This window comes from Actinoplanes sp. NPDC051343 (genome assembly GCF_044455125.1).
Classification (GTDB): domain Bacteria; phylum Actinomycetota; class Actinomycetes; order Mycobacteriales; family Micromonosporaceae; genus Actinoplanes.
This window is the reverse complement of record NZ_JBITEL010000019.1, coordinates 41,869-59,927: the sequence shown is the minus strand read 5'-3', so window position 1 is coordinate 59,927 and position 18,059 is coordinate 41,869. Positions and strand designations below refer to the sequence as shown.

The following is an 18,059-nucleotide window of genomic DNA, read 5'->3' as shown; positions in this document are numbered from 1 at the left end:
TGACCGGGCCAAATCTATACGCAGAGTAATCACGTTATTGCGCTGAGAAAGGTAAACGGGCCTTTCCGATGGAAAGGCCCGTTCTGTCCGGGACAAATCACAGGCGAGCGAGCGCCTTACGCAGCGGATCGAGACCGAGCGAACCGAGATTGAGAGCGTCCCGGTGGAAGGTCTTCAGGTCGAAATCGGCGCCCTTGCGCTGCTTCGTCTCCTCGCGAGCCTGCAGCCAGATCCGCTCGCCGATCTTGTAGGACGGCGCCTGGCCGGGCCAGCCCAGGTAGCGCTTCCACTCGAACCGGAGCAGTTTCTCCTCGGCCCGGGTGTGCGCCCGCAGGAACTCCCAGCCCAGCTCCGGCGTCCAGCGTTCGCCGGGGTGGAAGCCGAACGGGTTGTCGCGCGGGATCTGAAGCTCGAGATGCATGCCGATGTCGACGATCACGCGGCAGGCCCGCAGCGCCTGCCCGTCGAGCATGCCCAGCCGGTCGCCCGGGTCCTGAAGGTAGCCCAGGTCATCCATCAGCCGCTCGGCGTAGAGCGCCCAGCCCTCACCGTGCCCGGAACACCAGCAGAGCAGCCGCTGCCAGCGGTTGAGCGAGTCGGCGCGCAGGAGGGCCTGACTGACCTGGAGGTGATGGCCGGGGACGCCCTCGTGATAGACGGTGGTGACCTCGCGCCAGGTGGAGAACTCGGTGACACCCTCCGGCACCGCCCACCACATGCGGCCCGGGCGCGAGAAGTCCTCGCTCGGGGCCGTGTAATAGATGCCGCCGTCGCTGGTCGGGGTCAGGCAGCACTCGATGCGCCGGGCCGGCGCCTCGATGTCGAAGTGGGTGCCGTTCAGCTCGCTGATCGCCTTGTCGGCCAGCGCCTGCATCCAGTCGCGGAACGCCTCCTTGCCCGCGATGTTGCGGGCCGGGTCGGCATCCAGGGTCGCGACCGCCTCGGCCACCGAGGCACCGGAGCCGGCGACGACTGCCGAGACCGCCTCCATCTCGCGCTCGAGGCGGTGCAGCTCGGCGAAGCCCCAGAGATAGGTCTCGTGGAGGTCGACCTTGGCGCCCAGGAAGTATTGCGAGGCCAGCTCGTAGCGTTCGAGGCCGGCCGCTTCCTTCTCGCGACCCTGCGGCGCGAGCTCGAGGCGGAGGAACTCGGCGAAGTCGGCGGTCGCCGCGGTGGCCGCGTCGGCGCCCCGCGTCAGCTCGGCGGTCAGCGCGCCGTCCGCGGTCAACCGGCCGGCCAGCCCGCGATAGAAGTCGTCGCGGTCCGGATCGGTCCACGCGTCGCACTGCTCGGCGACAGCCAGCATCTGGGCGCGCGGGCTGACCCGGCCCGCCTCGGCCTCGGTCCGCAGGGTCGTCTTGTACTGCTCGAGAGCGCGGGGCATGTCGTTGAGCCGGGCGGCGATGTTGGACACCGCCTCTTCGCCCTCGGTGGGCATCATGTCGAAGACGCCACGCAGCGCGTGCAGCCCGCTGCTGATCACGCTGAGCTCGGCCGCCGAGCCGGCGTCGTGCCGGGACAGTTCGAGGCCGAGCCGCTCCTGCATGGCCTCCTTGGCGACCTGGTCCGACTCGTGCTCGGGCTCCATCACGTCGAGGTCGTTGAGGGTGCGGCGGATCAGCTCGGCTTGAGCCTCGTAGCCGGCCGGCGAGAGGTCGTCGGTCTGGCCGTCGTGGCCGGCGATGCCGGTGTAGGTGGCGCCGAGCGGGCTGAGCTCGGCCCACTCATCGACGTAACGGTTTGCGAGGTCATCAATTCGTCCCACGCGCAGACCCTACCGACGGGGCCCGGCCGGGCGCCCCCCTTAATTTGCACTGTGAGTGCTGGTCCAGGCGAGCAGCTTGTCGAGCGGCCAGGTGTTGACCACGTCCTCCACCGGCACCGCGCAGAGCGCCGCCCGCTTGCAGCCGTTGTCCAGCCAGTCGAGCTGGCCGGGGGCGTGCGCGTCGGTGTCGATCGTGAACTTGCAGCCCGCCTCGACCGCCACGGTCAGCATCCGCTTGGGCGGGTCCAGCCGGTCCGGCCGGGAATTGATCTCGATCGCCTTGTCGTGCTCGATGCACGCGGCGATCACCTTGTCGAGGTCGAAAGTGCTCGGCGGACGCGTACGCCCGCCGCGGTGACCCTTGTCGCCGTCGCCCTTCGCCAGGACCTTTCGCCCGGTCATGTGCCCGAGCACATCGAGGTGCGGGTTGGCGATCGCGTTCAGCATCCGCCTGGTCATCCGCGGTGATTCGTCGCGCAGCTTGCTGTGCACCGAGCCGACCACCACGTCCAGCCGGGCCAGCAGCGCGTCCTCCTGATCGAGCGAGCCGTCGTCGAGGATGTCGACCTCGATGCCGGTCAGGACGCGGAAGCCGTCGGGCAGCGCGTCGTTGAGCCGGGCCACATGGTCGAGTTGTCGGCGGAGCCGGGCCGGCGTCAGCCCGTTCGCCACCTTCAGCGTCGGCGAGTGGTCGGTGAGCACCAGGTATTCGTGGCCCAGCTCGACCGCGGCGAGCGCCATCTCCTCGATCGGCGAGCCGCCGTCCGACCAGTCGGAGTGCGAGTGACAGTCGCCGCGCAGGGCGTCGCGCAACGTGGCCGCGGCACCCTGCAGGTCGGAGCCGGCGGTCGAGAGCAGGCGGCGCAGATAGACCGGCTCGTCGCCGGCCAGCGACTCGGTGATGCAGCGGGCGGTCACGTCGCCGATTCCGGAGAGCTCGGCCAGCGTGCCGGCCGCCGCCCGAGCCGTCAGCTCCTGCTCGTCGAGCGTGGACACCGCGGCCGCGGCCGAGCGGAAGGCCCGCACCCGATAGGTCGCCTCGTTGGCCCGCTCCAGATGGAAGGCGATGCGGCGAAGATCGGCGACCGGGTCACGAGATGCCATGCTGCCCACCCTAGTGACGGCACCTCATAAGCTCGCGGACATGCGGACGATCGATTGGGTAGACGGCGCCATCGAGATCATCGACCAGACCGCCCTGCCGGGCGAGCTGCGGATCCTCCGGTTGCACACGGTGCCCGAGCTGATCGCCGCGATCCAGTCCCTGGCCGTACGCGGAGCGCCGGCGCTCGGCGTGGCCGGTGCCTTCGGTGTCGCCCTCGCCGCCCGGGTGCACGCCGACGATCCGGCCGCGCGCGCCGTGGCGGTCAAGAAGGTGGAGACCTCCCGGCCGACCGCGGTCAACCTGGCCCGGGGCGTCCGGCGCGCGGCCGCCCGGATCGGGCTCGGCCCCGACGCGGTGCTGGCCGAGGCGTACGCGATCCGCGACGAGGAGATCGTCGCGTCCCAGGCGATGGCGGCCCGCGGCGCCGACCTGCTGCTCGAACTGTGCGGTGACCGGCCGCGGCTGCTGACCCACTGCAACACCGGTGGCCTCGCCGCGGTCGTGCTCGGCACGGCGCTCGGCGTGGTGCACGAACTACATCGGCGCGGCGCGCTGGCCGGGGTGGTGGCGAGCGAGACCCGGCCGCTGCTCCAGGGTGCCCGCCTCACCTCGTGGGAGCTGTCGCGCTGGGGCATCGAGCACCGGGTCGCGGTCGACTCGGCCGGCCCGTTCCTGATGGCGCGCCGCGAGGTCGACGGCGTGGTGCTGGGCGCCGACCGCATCTGCGCCAACGGCGATGTGATCAACAAGATCGGCACGTACTCGCACGCGCTCGGGGCGCGCCGGGCCGGTCTGCCGTTCGTGGTCGTCGCACCCGAGTCGACAGTGGACGTGGGCACGCCCGACGGTGCCGCGGTGGAGATCGAGGACCGCGGCTCAGCCGAGGTCACGCCGTGGGCCGAGGCGTTCAACCCGGCCTTCGACGTGACCCCGCACGACCTGGTCACCGCGATCGTCACCGACCGCCGGGTGATTCGCCTCGACCGCGGAGAACGCCCCTAGCTGGGCTGCCAGGGCTTGAGCCACGGCGTCTCGGGCCAGCCTTCGGCGGCCGCGAGCAGCGGGAACGCGGTCGCGCCGTCGATCGTCTCGCGCACGATGTCGGCGTGGCCGGTGTGCCGTGCGGTCTCCTGGATCAGGTGGAGCAGGATGTAGCGAACCGTGAAGTGCGTGAGGTCCTTGCGGTTCCACGGCACCGAGTGATCGACCGGGATCCGGTGCCCGAGGTCGCCGATCTCCGCGACCGTCTTCTCGGTTTCCGCGGCGACGCGGTCATAGCGCGCGAAGACCTCATCGATCGACTCGCCCTCGGCGAGGGCGAAATTCCTGCCGTACGCGTCGTAGTCGGCGGTCTGCGGCTCGTTTTTGATCGTGCCGAGCCAGTTTTCCTCGGTCGAGGCACAGTGCTTGATGAGCCCGCCGACGCTGAGGGCGCTGGCGCTGGGCGCCGCCCGCAACTGTTCGTCGCTCAGCCCGTACGCCGTGAGCTTGAGCGTGTAACGCGCCTGGGCGAGGAAGGCGAGGAGGCCCTCCTGCTCGTTGCCGACGAGGCCGACCTGACCGGGCATGTTGTCTCCTTGGGAGTCCGTCGTGTTGACGAACTCCACGCTAGGAGTGATTGCGGTCAGTTTCCGGCCGCTTTGTTTTTACCGTCCGGCGATCGTCCGCCACCTCGGTGACCCAGCCCCCGGCCCGGCCGAGCGCGAGCAGCCGTTCGGCCTCGGCCGGCATCTCGGTCACGCCTTCGGCCGGGCGTGGCGGCCAGGCCCGGCGCAGGTCGCTCGCCGCGGTCAGGGGCGGGAGGAGGGCTCTGATCGGGTCGGGCGTCTCCAGCAGGTCGTGCAGGTGGTGCAGGTCGCCGAGGACGGCCTGCAGGGTGTGTTCCACCTCGGCCGCGTTGCCGCCGCACATCGCCGCGGTCAGTTCGGCCCGGGTCGCGGCGACCCGGGTGCCGTCGCGGAACGAGCCCGCCGCCAGGGCGCCGGCCAGGGGATTGTCGGCCAGTTGGCGGGCCAGGGCGGCGGCCAGCAGATGAGGCACGTGGCTGACCTGGGCGACCGCGCGGTCGTGCTCGGTCGCGGTGGTGGGAACGACGCGGGCGCCCAGCGCGGTGCAGAGCGCGGCCAGGGTCAGCCAGTCGTCGAGGCGGGTCTCGCGCTCGAGGCCGAGCACCCACGTGCAACCGGCGAACAGTGCCGGGTCGGCGGCCTCGAAGCCGGAGGTCTCCCTGCCCGCCATCGGGTGACCGCCGACGAACCGGGCCAGGCCGTGCTTGCGGGCGAGGTCGAGAGCCGGGCCCTTGACCGAGGTGACGTCGGTGATCAGCCCGGGGTGCCCGGTCAGGTCGGCGAGCACCTCAGGCAGCACGGTCAGCGGCACCGCGAGGGCCACCACTTCGGCGCCGCCGATCGTGTCGGTCACCGCGAAGCCGGCTTCGGCCGCCAGCTCGCGGGTCGCCGGGTCGGCGTCGAAGCCGGTCACCTCGTGCCCGGTGGCGGCGAACGCGCGCAGCAGCGAGCCGCCGATCAGTCCCAGTCCGATGACGGCCACGTTCACCCGGGAACTCTCGCACACCGTCCAAGATCAGCCGTTCGGACAGGTCGCCATCCCCCGTTACCGCGGGTGTTTCGTCCGTTTTACGACTAGAAAGTGGTGATCCTCCGGTTTACCGTCAACAGGCCGGCGCCTTCCACCCTCAGGCGCCGGACACCGGCCCCTTTTCTCCGGCTGCACAGGCTTTTCTCCCGGCTGCACGGGGCCGCATCTTTGGGCGAGGATGCGGTCCCGTGCTCTATCTTTGCGGGATGGCGGAACCACAACCGCAGATGCGGCCTCCCTCCGGGCTCTTCCCCGGTCTGCCGCCCCGGCCGGTCTACCGCGAAGCACACCCGATCCGCTCCGGCCCGCTCTTCGCCGGGCTCGGCGCCGCTGTGGTCTGGTTCATCCTCTTCGGAACACTCGGGCACGACCTCGCGACCTACGCGTGGTGGACGATCGTGGCGGGAGTCACGGCCTGGGTGGTCGCGCTGGTCCTGGGCTTCCTCGGCGACCGGGGAGCCGCCACCGGAGTGGCCATCGCGAGCGGCCTCGGCCTATCGATCGCCCTCGCTCTGGTGGCCGCCCGATGGATCATGACCGACAATTGGCCGCTGTGGTGACGACGCCGGTCTGAACAGGTCCTCGGCGACCCGATGTGCCGTCCTCATCGCCGTCCGCACTGGCCCTTGACGAGGGTTCGCGACTCCGTCAATCTCGGGGTCATGCCCCCCGCATCGCAACGGCTCGATCCCGACCCCGATCGTCGCCGCCGCCGCTTGGAGTTGCTGGCCGCCCTCGCCGACGCCAAAACGGCACGCGAGTCCAACCAGCCGCGCCGCCTGCGCGGCGCCCGTCTTCGTGAGCTCATCGCCATCCGTCGTCGCCTGGTGAACTGACTTCCTTGCTTCTCAAGGCGTGGCGCGTCGCGCCCGCCGGAGTTCCCGCTACCGTCACTCGCTGAAGGACAACAGTCGCGTGGGGGGAATCTTGTCGACATTCGCTGCCGCCGTCGCCCGGGGCAAGAACGGGTGGACCGCGTCCGAGCTGGACCTGTCCGGACTGGGCGACATCGACGAAGTGGTGGACGCACTGCGCGAGGTCGATCCGGACGCCGGCCTGACCCTGCTGTTCGTCGAGAGCGACGACCTGTACCTGGCGATCCTGCGCCTGGACGAGGGCGAAGATCTGCGGGTCTTCGGCTCCGACTCGGCGTTCGCCGACGAGTCGCGGGTCGGCTCGATGCTGCTGGGTGAGATCGAGGCCCCGGCGCTCGAGATCGACGAGCTGACCGCGGCCCACGAGGACGCCGAGGAGGAGGAAGAGGACACGCCTGCGCCCGACCCCGACGCCGACCCGGTCGGCGACGCGGAACTGCTCAACGACCTCGGGGTCAGCGCCAACCGGCTGCTCACACTGTGCGGACGCGAGGGCATGATGCCGGCCGACGTCACCGCCGAGATCTGCCAGCAGATCGGCTGCGGCGACGAGGTCGAAGAGTTGCGCGAGGCGTGAGCCTGGCCGCCCTGCCACAACACGAGACGTGGATGCGCCGCGCCATCGAGGTGGCGTCGGCGTTCCCCGAGGACGTGCCGGTGGGCGCCCTGGTCCTCGACCCCGACGGCCGGGAACTGGCGGCCGCCGGCAACGAGCGCGAGGCCATCGGCGACCCGACCGCGCACGCCGAGATCCTGGCCCTGCGCCGGGCCGCCGTCATCGCCGGTAGCTGGCGGCTGACCGGCTGCACATTGGTGGTGACGCTGGAGCCGTGCACGATGTGCGCCGGGGCGCTGGTGCTGGCCCGGGTCGCGACGCTGGTCTTCGGCGCCTGGGAGCCCAAGACGGGCGCGGTCGGGTCACTCTGGGACGTCGTACGCGACCGCCGGCTCAACCACCGGCCAGAGGTCTATTCCGGGGTGCTCGAGCGGGAGTGCGCCGCTCTGGTGCGCGACTTTTTCCGCTAGCGGGGCGGCCCGGGCTTGCAAGGCCGGGTTCGGTCGCGCTTGCGGTTGGGTCGCGGTCCCTTCGCGTACGGGAAAAGCCGTGGTCGCCGCGGCCGTGAGTCGGCCGCTCAGGCGATCGCGGTCGCCAAGCCGATCCGGACCATGTCGCCGAAGCCCTTCTCGCGCTGGGCCGAGTCCATCTTGTCGCCGGTCTTGATGTGGTCGCTGACCGTGAGGATGGTCAGCGCACGGGCCCGGTAGCGGGCCGCGATGGTGTAGATCGCGGCGGACTCCATCTCGACCGCGAGCACGCCGTAGTCGGCCAGCGAGTCGTAGAGGTCGGGCCGGTCGGTGTAGAAGGCGTCGGCGGCCAGGATCGGACCCACGCGCATCGAGACGCCCTGGCCCTCGGCAACCTCGACCGCGGTGCGCAGCAGACCGAAATCGGCCACCGGGGCGTAGTCGATCAGGCCGTCGAAGCGGGCCCGGTTCATGTTGGAGTCGGTGGCCGAGCCGATCGCCGCGATGACGTCGCCCAGCTGAAGGTCCATGGCGAGCGCTCCGCACGAGCCGATCCGGATGACCGACTGCACACCGTATTCGTTGATCAGCTCGTGGGTGTAGATCGAGGCCGACGGCATGCCCATGCCGGAACCCTGCACCGACACGCGTTCGCCCTGGTAGGTGCCGGTGAAGCCGAGCATGCCCCGAACCTCGGTGTAGCAGACCGCGTCCTGAAGGAAGGTCTCGGCGATCCACTTGGCCCGCATCGGGTCACCGGGCAGCAGGACCCGCTCGGCGATCTCGCCCGGCTTCGCGCCGATGTGCACGCTCATGCGTCGTCTTCTCTCTATGCCGTGCCGCGTCGTCGCGGTCCTCTTGCTGCCGGGCCGATCCTGCCAGGTCACAGGCTCGCGGTCGGCCGCGGGCGGCGAAACGGTGACCCGGCGGCAGGCCGCCGCAGGCGTCCGGTAACCTACTTCGCGGTGGTGTGTCCGAGCGGCCTAAGGAGCACGCCTCGAAAGCGTGTGAGGGTGCAAGCCCTCCAAGGGTTCAAATCCCTTCACCACCGCAGCGCACGGAAAATCGCCCGGATGGCTCTTCGGAGCCGACCGGGCGATTCGCGTTTTGGTGCACATGGCGGCGAATCGACTTCGTCTCTGATCACGCTGTGTGCCCGCCCTGCGGTCCCCCGTCCGCCCTAGTGGGACCTCCGCCGTTCGGTTGTCGTCCATGATCAGATGTCCTCCGCGTAACGGAGGCGTTTCGGCCTCCGGGGGCAGCTCAGGCTAGCTGGGCCGATTACCGCGTGTAGTAGTCTGTGAACCGCCCTAATATGGTGGGTGTTGCGCAAGTCACGGGGACCAAATCCACCGGATCAGACAATGCGTACTCGGCCGGGTGGTGAGAAAGATTCACAAGATCGCATGGCGCCGATCCCCGTGATGTGTCCTAGATTTGTCATGTGAGAGTTGAGCATCACTGGTGGAATGGTGACTCCCGGCTCGCCCGCCGGGATGTCTACGTCCGCACCGACGGCGAATCCTGGGAAGTCGAGGCTCAGATGGGTGGGCCGCAAGGCAAGTCGAAGGTGCAAAACTGTCCGGGTAAGGCCTCGGCCATGATCCTGGCGGACGCGTGGCGTGGTTCACGCTGGCAGTGGCGCAAGCTTTAGGAGCGCCAGGAGCCGGGCTGTGCCGCATCGCTTGACATCATCGGCCAGCCGAATTTTCCCGAACGGACCGGATCCCTACTGCCCCTGGGATCCGGTCCGTTTTGTGTCTGATGCCGGACTAATTGTCCGGCGGCAATGGCCTCTCTGGATCTAGCGTGACCAGCCATGCAGGCCAAAGTCACCGATCACCGCCCGGACGTCGCCGTGCTGCACCTGCAGGGCGAACTGGATGCGGACACCGCGAACCAGCTGCACGAGACGCTGGCTGGCCTGCTCGAACGCCCGGTGCCGCGGATCGTCGTCGACCTGACCGACCTGAAGTTCTGCGACTCGGTCGGCCTCAGCGCCTTCATCACCAGCAAGCAGGTCATCGCGGCGCGGGGCGGATGGCTCAGCTTCGCCGGCGCCAACCCGTTCTTGAGCCAGCTCATGGAGACGGTCGGTCTCAGCCGCTACTTCGCGATCTTCCCTGAGGTGGACGACGCCATTGCGGCCGCTCAGCTCTGACTTACCCCGTACGCCAACGAAGGCCGGACCATCAGGTCCGGCCTTCGGTGTTTCGGGCTGGCGGAGGATACGAGATTCGAACTCGTGAGGGTGTTAACCCAACACGCTTTCCAAGCGTGCGCCCTAGGCCACTAGGCGAATCCTCCGTCGGACAGCCTACAAGAGGCCGGACTTCGGGCCCACGCCCGGGTCGCGCCCCGCACCGGTTGGGGGACCCGGTAGGCTTCAGTCAGCCCCTCGTGCGGCGTGCATCTCGTGAACCTCCCCAGGGCCGGAAGGCAGCAAGGATAAACGGGCTCTGGCGGGTGCACGGGGGGTCCTTCTGTTTCCACTCCTTTGCGTCGCCGCACCGGCTTGGTTCTTGTCGTACCCCCGACGGACAATGGCGCGGTCGTTGAGGAGGGGTAGTGGCACTCGCGCTCTATCGCAAGTACCGTCCACGCACGTTCGCTGAGGTCATCGGCCAGGAACACGTCACCGAGCCGCTGTCGCAGGCGCTGCGGAGCGGTCGGCTGCACCACGCCTATCTCTTCTCGGGCCCGCGCGGCTGCGGCAAGACGTCCAGCGCCCGCATTCTGGCCCGCTCGCTCAACTGCGAGCAGGGCCCGACCCCCGAGCCGTGCGGCGTCTGTGCCTCGTGCCGGTCGCTGGCCAACGACGGCGCCGGGTCGATCGACGTCATCGAGATCGACGCGGCCAGCCACGGTGGGGTCGACGACGCCCGTGACCTGCGCGAAAAGGCGTTCTTCGCCCCGGCCGGCAGCCGCTACAAGATCTACGTGATCGACGAGGCCCACATGGTCTCGTCGGCCGGCTTCAACGCGCTGCTGAAGCTCGTCGAGGAGCCGCCGGAGTACGTGAAGTTCATCTTCGCGACCACCGAGCCGGAAAAGGTGCTCGGCACCATCCGCTCCCGCACCCACCACTACCCGTTCCGGCTGATCCCGCCGGCGACCCTCCGGCCCTACCTGCAGCAGCTCGCCGAGGCCGAGGGCATCCCGATCGAGCCGGCGGTCTTCCCGCTGGTCGTGCGGGCCGGCGGTGGCAGCGCGCGCGACTCGCTGTCGGTGCTCGACCAGCTGATTGCGGGGGCCGGCCCCGACGGCGTGAGCTACGCCCGGGCGGTCGCCCTGCTCGGCGTCACCGACGTCACACTGCTCGACGACATGTGCGACGCCCTGGCGGCCGGCGACGGCGCGTCCGCGTTCGCCACGATCGACCGGGTCGCCGAGGCCGGCCACGACCCGCGGCGCTTCGCCTCCGACCTGCTCGAGCGTTTCCGCGACCTGATCGTCATGCAGCAGGTACCCGACGCGGTCACCAAGGGCCTGATCGACGGCCCGGCCGACCAGCTCGACGTGATGGCCGCCCAGGCGACCCGCCTCGGCCCGGCGACCCTCTCCCGCTGCGCCGACATCGTGCACAACGGCCTGGTCGACATGCGCGGCACGACGGCCCCCCGCCTCCTGCTCGAGCTGATCATGGCGCGCATGCTGCTGCCGGGCGCCGACGATTCGTCGGGCGCGCTGCTCCAGCGGTTGGAGCGCATGGAGCGGCGCCTCACGCTCGGCGCCGATTCCGTACGCGGTGAGCTCCCCCCGCCTCCCGCTACTGAGGCCGGAGTGGCCGTTCCGCCGGTCGGCGAGCCCGCGGGGTCGGGTGGCATCGCGTCGTCCGGGGGTGGCCTGTCGGCGGCCCGGGCGGCCGCTGCGGCGGCGGCCGGTCGGCGTGGTCCGGCGGCCGGTTCCGGCGCACGGGCAGCCCAGCCCGCGTCTGCTCCCGCGGCGGCGAGTGCTGCCCCGGACGCCGCCCGCGGTGAGGAAACCAGCGCGGATGGCTCGGAGCAGGGCGAACAAGCAGACCGGGGCGCAGTCGATCAGGCCCCGTCCGGCGGCTCGGATGCCGCAGGTCAAGGACGGTCCGGGGCGGCGGGTCCAGACCGGCAGGCCGCGTCGGCCGACGCTGGTCAACCGGCGGTCTCCGCCCAGGCGGCAGTCTCCGCCGGAGCAGGGCCGTCGGCTGAGCCCGACTACGACGCCGAGCCACCGTGGGACGACGAGCCGGAGCCTGACTTCGAGCACGCCGAGCCGGCGCCGCGGGCCGAGGGTGCGGGTCCCGCCGATTTGTCGGCGCGTCGCGACGCTCTGCCGGGCAGTGAGGCGCCGGAGCCAGGCGAGGTGGCCGGGCGGGGTTCCGGGCCGTCGGTGCCGCCGCAGGCAACCCGGCGGGCTGAGCCGGCCGGGGTGCTGCCCGACGCGCCGGAGGAGTCGGGGGCGGCCGCGGTCAACGCGGGCGTGCCGGGTGCACTCGACGTGACGGCCGTACGCGAAGTGTGGCCGGAAATCGTCACCGCCCTCGGCCGGCAGAGTAAAAAGGTAGCGGCGCTCGCATCCGGGGCCACGGTGCGTGACCTCGACGGTGACACGGTGGTGTTGACGTTCCGGTTCCCGGCCCACGCGCGGATGGTCGCGCCCGAGGCGTCCGTGATCTCCAACGCGCTCTACGAGGCGCTCGGTGGCCGCTGGCAGGTCCGCTGCGAGGTAGCCGGCGACGGCGGCGCGACCGCGCCGACGTCAGGTGGCCCCAGCCGCGGCTCAGCGTCCGGCAATGGCGGCGGCCCCACGCGGAACGGATCCGGGGGCGGCCCGGCGGCCCCGCGCGCCCAGGCGACACCGGCCGGCGCTCAGCAGGCGGTCCGCGCCTCCGAACGAGCCCCGCAGAGCCGGCGCCGCACCGAGGACGTCCCACCCCCGAGCGACGACGATTGGCCGGAACCGGCCCGGCCCGGCGGTCCGTCGGCGCCCAGCGCCCCGGTCGCGGCCCCGGCCGACCAGCCGGCCGACGAGGAGGACGGCTGGCCGGAAGTACGCCCGGTCGGCGGCGCGGCGGCTGACTCCGGCAGCGCACCGCCGGACAGTGCCCGGTCCCACGGGCCCGGCTCGGTTACTGGGTCCGCCAGTCGCGCTGCGGATGGCGGCTTTGCGGGCCAGGCGGCGGACGGTGGCTTGGCCGGTGGCGCGGCGGACGGCGGTATTGCGGGCCAGACGGCGAATGGTGGTTTGGCTGGCGGCGGGGTGCACGGCGGCTTTGCGGGCCACGCCGGCGATGGCCGCGTCGCCGGTGGCGCGACGGATGGCGGCGTTGCGGGCCGCGCGGCGGGTGGTGGCTTCGCCGGTGGCGCGGGGATCGGCGCGGCCGGGCGGGCGCAGGGCAGCGACGGCTCGGCGCGAGCAGGGATGGCCGGCGACGGCACGACGGGGTTGGACGGCTCGGAGTCGCCGACGCCGGGCGGCGAGGGTGAACCGTCGGCCTCGGCTGTCGGCGATGCGTCGACCGGTGTTGCGTTTGGACACGGCAGTGGGCCGGGGGCGGGTGCGCCTGGTCAGGGCTCAGCCCAGTCCGGCACCGCCGCCGGCCCGACCGCGACCGGAACCGAGAGCGGCGACGGCGGCGCAGATCAGGCTGGACCTTCACCAGAGGGTGGCGGGCTGCGTAGCGGAGCCATCGGCTCGTCGGGAGGCGGTGCCGACTTCGGCGCGGCCGTCACCGGCGACCTTGCAGCGGGCTCGGCCGGGTCGGGAATGGCTGACGCGACCGGTCAGGGTGCAGGCGGTGGAGCCAGCCAAGGCGTGGCAGGCCAAAACGTGGCGCCCCAAGCCGCGGCGGGTCAAGGCGCGGCTGGCCAGGGCGTGGCTGGCCAGGGCGTGGCTGGCCAGGGCGCGGGTCAGGCTGCGGCAGGGTCGGGTGTTGGTGGGTCTGCTGGGGCGATGGCTGCCGCTCGGGCCGCGGCCAAGGCGGCCGGCGGCGGTGGGCAGCGGGCCGGTGCCGGGGACGGTGCGGGATCGACCGGGGCGGGCTCCGCGCGTACGGGAAATGGGCGTAACGGTGGGCCGGGCAGTGGGTTGGCCGCCGCGCGGGCGGCGGCTGCTGCCGCGGCCAATGCGCGTGGCGCGGGCGGTCGGGCGGGCGGCGGGGCTAACGCTGCGTGGTCCGACGGGTCTCCGACTGAGGAGGCGCCCTACGACCCGGAGTTTGACGGGCCGAGTTTGGAGGGCTTTGCCCCGGGGGACGAGCCGCTCGACGACGTGATCGACGAGAAGACCGCGCGGGAGAGCAGTGAGCAGCAGGCGATGCGGCTGCTTCAGGAGGCGTTCGGCGCCGAGAAGATCGGGGAAAGCTGAGCCGGTCGAGGCGGTCGTGGCTTCTGCGGGCGGGCGGGGCCTGGCGGCTACGCTGGGCGCGGTGAACGGCCGCCGTGACATTGACGGCCGTCACCTGGCATGACCTAAACGACTTTGAGGAGCGGTGCGATGCGCCCCGGTGGACAGCCGAACATGCAGCAGATCATGAAGCAGGCGCAGAAGATGCAGGCGCAGGTCGCCCAGGCGCAGGCCGAGCTCGCCGAGGCGGAGCTGACCGGCACCGCCGGCGGCGGGCTGGTGACCGTGGTGGTGACCGGGCTGGGTGAATACAAGTCGGTGAAGATCGACCCCAAGGCGATCGACCCGGAAGATGTCGAGACCCTCGAGGACCTGGTGCTGGCGGCGATCCACAACGCGGCCGAGGCGCAGCGGGAGCTCACCGAGGAAAAGATGGGCCCGGCGACCGGCGGCCTGTCTCTGCCGGGGTTCTGATCTCGTGTACGAAGGCGCCATCCAGGACCTGATCGATGAGCTGGGGCGGCTGCCGGGCGTCGGCCCGAAAAGCGCCCAGCGCATCGCCTTCCACGTGCTGTCCGCCGATTCGGTCGACGTCAACCGGCTCGCCACCGCGCTGCGCCGGGTCAAGGAGCAGGTGCGCTTCTGCACGGTCTGCTTCAACGTGTCCGAGGAGGAGCAGTGCCGGGTCTGCCGTGACACCCGCCGCACCAACGAGGTGTTGTGTGTGGTCGAGGAGCCCAAGGACATCGTGGCGGTCGAGCGGACCGGTGAGTTCCGCGGGCGCTACCACGTCCTGGGTGGTGCCATCAATCCGCTCGAGGGCATCGGGCCGGACAACCTCCGCATCCGTGAGCTGCTGCTCCGGTTGGGTACGGGCGAGGTCAAGGAGTTGATCCTGGCCACAGATCCCAACACGGAGGGTGAGGCCACGGCGACTTATCTGGCGTTGATGGTTAAGCCGATGGGGATCGCGGTCACCCGTCTGGCCAGTGGCCTGCCGGTGGGCGGTGACCTCGAGTACGCCGACGAGATCACGCTCGGTCGGGCGTTCGAGGGACGCCGAGCAGTCTAGATCCACTTTCCGTAACGTGATCATCACAGTCCGGCAGCGTTTTAGTCCGGATTCACTGTTTGCAGGCTATCTAAGGGGTAGTTTCCGTTTGGTCGGGGCCCCAGGTCACGGTCGCATCACGAGGGAGACACGGAACTGCCCGCGTACCGTCGGCGAACTTGACCAGAGGCGCCCATTAGGTGAATGTTCCTTCCGATGGCGGCCACACCCGCCGTCGAGTGCCTTCGTGGCATCGGTCTGATCTGACCGAGCGTGACGAGGGTCGGCACTCGAGGCATGCGATAACCGATCGGTTGCCGTTCGCTGCGTGGGCCATCGTCTCCGGTCTGGAGGGTCTTCGCTGCCCCTCGCGCCGGTGACCGTGGACTCCCGTGCGTTCCGGCCGCCGGGAGAGGACCGGCGAATAGATGTCGCTTGGCCCAGAGGCGTCGATCACTGACGAGTCGACGACGCCGACCGACGACGCGGCCGCCGAGCGGAACGTCGGTGAGAACGCGATCGCTGGTCGGTCGCTGAGACAGATCGCCTGGCGCCGCCTGAAGCGGGATCGCGTGGCGATCGCCGGCGGAATCGTGGTCATCCTGCTGATCCTGGTGGCGATTGCCGCGCCGCTGTTGACGCGCTGGTTCGGGCACCCGATCGACGAATACCACAACGATCAGGTGGACCCGACGCTGAGCACGCCGATAGGCCGTTTCGGGGGCATCAGCAAGGACTTCCTTCTGGGCGTCGAGCCGACTTCCGGCCGGGACGTCTTCAGCCGGATCGTCTACGGCGCGCAGACATCGCTCACGGTCGCGTTCCTCTCCGCGTTCCTGTCCACCATCATCGGTGTGTTCTTCGGGCTGACGGCCGGCTTTGTGGGCGGCTGGGTCGACTCGATCATCAGCCGCGTGATGGACTTCCTGCTCGCCTTCCCGCAGCTTCTTTTCGCGATCGCCCTGGTGTCGGTTCTTCCGGGAACCATCCTGGGTCTCGGCGGGCGCTGGTCGCGAGTCCTGGTGCTGGTCGTCGTCATCGGGTTCTTCGGATGGCCCTACATCGGCCGCATCGTCCGCGGGCAGACCCTGTCGCTGCGCGAACGCGAATTCGTTGAAGCGTCCCGGAGCCTGGGCGCCCGCGCGCCGCGCATCCTCTTCCGGGAGCTGCTGCCCAACCTGGCGGCCCCGATTCTCGTCTACACGACGCTGATCATCCCGACCAACATCCTCACCGAGGCGGCGTTGAGCTTCCTCGGTGTCGGTATCCCGCCGCCCAACCCGTCCTGGGGCGGCATGTTGTCGGACTCGCTCCAGTTCTACCGCTACGACCCACTCTTCATGATCATTCCCGGTGGAACGATCTTCATTACCGTGCTGGCCTTCAACCTCTTCGGTGATGGTCTGCGCGACGCCCTCGATCCGAAGGCGCGGTGACCCGGCCACCCTCGGGTGGCCAGCAAGACGTGCGATTTCTGCGGACACCGCGCCAGGTGGCCGCCGCATCAGGAGGTAGGAGAACAGGTGGCAGGCAAGACGAAAGTGATGATGGCCGGCACGGCCCTCGTCGCTATGGGGCTGACCGCCGCATGCGGTGGCAGCGGCGGCTCGAAGAGCAACAACAGTTCCTCCGGAGGGGGCTCGGCCTATAACGCCGCGGTGACCGGCGTCGTGAACCCCAGCGACAAGAAGGGCGGCACGCTCAACCTGTGGAGCTCACAGGACGCCGACTCCTTCGACACCGCGATCTCGTACTACGCCTGGACCATCAACTTCGACCGGCTGTTCGCGCGGACGCTGATGACGTACGCGCCGAAGCCCGGCAAGGACGGTCTGCAGCTGGTGCCCGACCTGGCCGAGGCCGCGCCGACGATCACCAACAGCAACAAGACCTACACGTACAAGCTGCGTAGCGGTTTGAAGTGGGACGACGGCACCCCGATCACGTCCAAGGACATCAAGTACGGCATCGAGCGCACGTTCGCTCAGGACGTTGTGCCGGGTGGCCCGCTGTACGCGATCCAGGAGCTCGACCAGGGCCAGAACTACCCCGGCCCGTACAAGGACAAGTCGCCGGACAAGCTGGGTCTGAAGGCCGTCCAGACGCCGGACGACACGACGATCGTCTTCAACCTGACCCAGGCGGACGCGAACTTCCCGTACATGATCTCGATGCCGATCGGCGCCCCGGTGCCGCAGAAGCGGGACACCGGCGCGAAGTACTCGCTCTCCCCGGCGTCGTCCGGTCCGTACATGTTCGCGCCGGGCGGTGTCCAGCCGGGCAAGAGCTACTCGCTGGTTCGCAACCCGAACTGGAGCAGTGCGGTCGACCCGGTTCGCAAGGCGCTGCCGGACAAGGTCGCGCTGACGATCACGACCAACGCCAACGACATGGACTCGCGCCTGATCGCCGGCACGGCCGACCTCGACTCCGGTCAGAGCGGCGTGCAGGCTCAGGCCCGTACGCAGATCCTGCAGGACCCGAAGCTGAAGGCGAACTCGGACGACCCGAACACCGGCTTCGTCCGGTACGCGGCGATGTCGCAGGCCGTCGCGCCGTTCAACAATGTCGACTGCCGCAAGGCCGTCATCTACGCGTCGGACCCGACCTCGCTGCAGGCGGCCCGCGGTGGCCCGATCGCCGGTGGTGACATCGGTACGAACATGCTGCCGCCGAACATCCTCGGTTCGGACCCGAACTACGACCCGTACAACCGTAAGCAGGGCAAGGCGCAGATCGACCTGGCGAAGCAGGAGCTGGCCAAGTGCGGCAAGCCGGCCGGCTTCGACACCAAGATCGCGGTGCGGAACAACAAGCCGGCCGAGATCGCGACCGCGACCGCGCTGCAGGCCGCGCTCAAGGCGGTCGGCATCAACGCGACCATCGAGCAGTACGACGGCTCGCAGATCGCCTCGGTGGTGGGCTCGCCGGACAACGTGCACAAGAAGGGCTACGGCATCATGATCGCCGGTTGGGGCGCCGACTTCCCCACCGGTTTCGGATTCCTCGCTGCCCTGGCCGACGGCAAGTTCATTGCCAAGAACGGCAACTACAACCTGCCGGAGATCAACGACCCCACCATCAACGGCCTCTTCGACCAGGCGCTGGCCGAGGCGGACCCGACGAAGGCGGGCGCGATCTACGCGCAGATCAACCAGAAGATCATGGAAGGCGCGTACTACCTTCCGTTCGTGTTCGACCGGGCGCTCAACTACCGCAACCCGCGTCTGACCAACGTGTACGAGCACCAGGGTCTTGCCATGATTGATTTCCAGGCACTCGGCGTGGACGACGGTAAATAGCCGTTCACTCACCCAA

The 18,059-nt window shown here is 70.0% G+C and carries 16 protein-coding genes, 2 tRNA genes, 1 other RNA gene and 1 pseudogene; 14 read left to right on the top strand and 6 right to left on the bottom strand.

Features of this window, described 5'->3' with window-relative positions; translation table 11 throughout:
- Positions 1-97 precede the first annotated feature (97 nt).
- Together ACIA5C_RS43005 and ACIA5C_RS43000 are read right to left on the bottom strand one after the other, a co-directional pair.
- Positions 98-1,765 (bottom strand): DUF885 domain-containing protein, encoded by a 1,668-nt coding sequence (locus tag ACIA5C_RS43005; RefSeq protein ID WP_396065973.1) that lies wholly within the window; start codon positions 1,763-1,765, stop codon positions 98-100.
- A gap of 39 nt (positions 1,766-1,804) precedes the next feature.
- The gene (locus ACIA5C_RS43000; protein ID WP_396065971.1) at positions 1,805-2,869 is read right to left on the bottom strand and encodes a PHP domain-containing protein; all 1,065 of its coding nucleotides are present in this window, start codon (positions 2,867-2,869) and stop codon (positions 1,805-1,807) included.
- Positions 2,870-2,909: 40 nt separating this feature from the next.
- On the opposite strand from ACIA5C_RS43000, the gene mtnA reads away from it, so the two are divergent.
- On the top strand, positions 2,910-3,872 hold the full coding sequence (gene mtnA / locus ACIA5C_RS42995) for an S-methyl-5-thioribose-1-phosphate isomerase (protein WP_396065969.1): 963 nt from the start codon (positions 2,910-2,912) through the stop codon (positions 3,870-3,872).
- Here mtnA and ACIA5C_RS42990 read toward each other — a convergent pair.
- Both ACIA5C_RS42990 and ACIA5C_RS42985 read right to left on the bottom strand, forming a co-directional pair.
- Positions 3,869-4,438, bottom strand: a complete 570-nt coding sequence (locus ACIA5C_RS42990; protein WP_396065967.1) for a DinB family protein — start codon at positions 4,436-4,438, stop codon at positions 3,869-3,871. The two genes, mtnA and ACIA5C_RS42990, sit on opposite strands and share 4 nt — an antisense overlap.
- Positions 4,439-4,478: 40 nt before the next feature.
- Positions 4,479-5,426: a prephenate dehydrogenase gene (locus ACIA5C_RS42985; RefSeq protein ID WP_396065965.1), complete on the bottom strand. Its 948-nt coding sequence runs from the start codon at positions 5,424-5,426 to the stop codon at positions 4,479-4,481.
- A gap of 248 nt (positions 5,427-5,674) precedes the next feature.
- On the opposite strand from ACIA5C_RS42985, the gene ACIA5C_RS42980 reads away from it, so the two are divergent.
- The 4 genes from ACIA5C_RS42980 (at position 5,675) to ACIA5C_RS42965 (ending at position 7,369) form a co-directional block, all read left to right on the top strand.
- The gene (locus ACIA5C_RS42980; protein WP_396065963.1) at positions 5,675-6,028 is read left to right on the top strand and encodes a hypothetical protein; all 354 of its coding nucleotides are present in this window, start codon (positions 5,675-5,677) and stop codon (positions 6,026-6,028) included.
- Between the two features lie 102 nt (positions 6,029-6,130).
- Positions 6,131-6,304: a hypothetical protein gene (locus tag ACIA5C_RS42975; protein WP_396065961.1), complete on the top strand. Its 174-nt coding sequence runs from the start codon at positions 6,131-6,133 to the stop codon at positions 6,302-6,304.
- 91 nt (positions 6,305-6,395) lie between these two features.
- A complete protein-coding gene (locus tag ACIA5C_RS42970; RefSeq protein ID WP_396065959.1) occupies positions 6,396-6,920 on the top strand; it encodes a tRNA adenosine deaminase-associated protein in 525 nt (174 codons plus the stop codon).
- Complete coding sequence (locus ACIA5C_RS42965; RefSeq protein ID WP_396065957.1) at positions 6,917-7,369, top strand: nucleoside deaminase; 453 nt, start codon at positions 6,917-6,919, stop codon at positions 7,367-7,369. The genes ACIA5C_RS42970 and ACIA5C_RS42965 overlap by 4 nt, the downstream gene beginning before the upstream one ends.
- Before the next feature lie 107 nt (positions 7,370-7,476).
- Here ACIA5C_RS42965 and deoD read toward each other — a convergent pair whose 3' ends face one another.
- Positions 7,477-8,184, bottom strand: a complete 708-nt coding sequence (deoD, locus tag ACIA5C_RS42960; protein ID WP_396065955.1) for a purine-nucleoside phosphorylase — start codon at positions 8,182-8,184, stop codon at positions 7,477-7,479.
- A 149-nt stretch (positions 8,185-8,333) separates the two neighbouring features.
- Between deoD and ACIA5C_RS42955 the strand changes: the two genes are divergently transcribed.
- The 3 genes from ACIA5C_RS42955 (at position 8,334) to ACIA5C_RS42945 (ending at position 9,530) form a co-directional block, all read left to right on the top strand.
- A tRNA-Ser gene (locus ACIA5C_RS42955) sits at positions 8,334-8,420 on the top strand.
- A 393-nt stretch (positions 8,421-8,813) separates the two neighbouring features.
- Positions 8,814-9,023: a hypothetical protein gene (locus ACIA5C_RS42950; RefSeq protein WP_396065953.1), complete on the top strand. Its 210-nt coding sequence runs from the start codon at positions 8,814-8,816 to the stop codon at positions 9,021-9,023.
- Between the two features lie 165 nt (positions 9,024-9,188).
- Positions 9,189-9,530: an STAS domain-containing protein gene (locus ACIA5C_RS42945; protein WP_396065951.1), complete on the top strand. Its 342-nt coding sequence runs from the start codon at positions 9,189-9,191 to the stop codon at positions 9,528-9,530.
- 58 nt (positions 9,531-9,588) lie between these two features.
- On the opposite strand, the gene ACIA5C_RS42940 is transcribed toward ACIA5C_RS42945, so the two are convergent.
- A tRNA-Ser gene (locus ACIA5C_RS42940) sits at positions 9,589-9,676 on the bottom strand.
- 82 nt (positions 9,677-9,758) lie between these two features.
- On the opposite strand from ACIA5C_RS42940, the gene ffs reads away from it, so the two are divergent.
- The 6 genes and pseudogenes from ffs to ACIA5C_RS42910 all read left to right on the top strand — a co-directional run bounded on the left by ffs (position 9,759) and on the right by ACIA5C_RS42910 (position 18,043).
- Positions 9,759-9,855: signal recognition particle sRNA small type (ffs, locus tag ACIA5C_RS42935), an RNA gene on the top strand.
- A gap of 82 nt (positions 9,856-9,937) precedes the next feature.
- Positions 9,938-12,208: pseudogene (locus tag ACIA5C_RS42930) on the top strand (DNA polymerase III subunit gamma and tau); the annotation flags it as partial.
- A gap of 1,656 nt (positions 12,209-13,864) precedes the next feature.
- Positions 13,865-14,164 carry a YbaB/EbfC family nucleoid-associated protein gene (locus tag ACIA5C_RS42925; RefSeq protein WP_396066173.1) on the top strand — a complete coding sequence of 100 codons (300 nt, stop codon included), beginning with the start codon at positions 13,865-13,867 and terminating at the stop codon, positions 14,162-14,164.
- Between the two features lie 4 nt (positions 14,165-14,168).
- Complete coding sequence (gene recR, locus ACIA5C_RS42920) at positions 14,169-14,762, top strand: recombination mediator RecR (RefSeq protein WP_396065949.1); 594 nt, start codon at positions 14,169-14,171, stop codon at positions 14,760-14,762.
- Between the two features lie 407 nt (positions 14,763-15,169).
- Positions 15,170-16,177 (top strand): ABC transporter permease, encoded by a 1,008-nt coding sequence (locus ACIA5C_RS42915; RefSeq protein ID WP_396065947.1) that lies wholly within the window; start codon positions 15,170-15,172, stop codon positions 16,175-16,177.
- An 87-nt stretch (positions 16,178-16,264) separates the two neighbouring features.
- Positions 16,265-18,043: an ABC transporter substrate-binding protein gene (locus ACIA5C_RS42910; RefSeq protein ID WP_396065945.1), complete on the top strand. Its 1,779-nt coding sequence runs from the start codon at positions 16,265-16,267 to the stop codon at positions 18,041-18,043.
- Positions 18,044-18,059 lie beyond the last annotated feature (16 nt).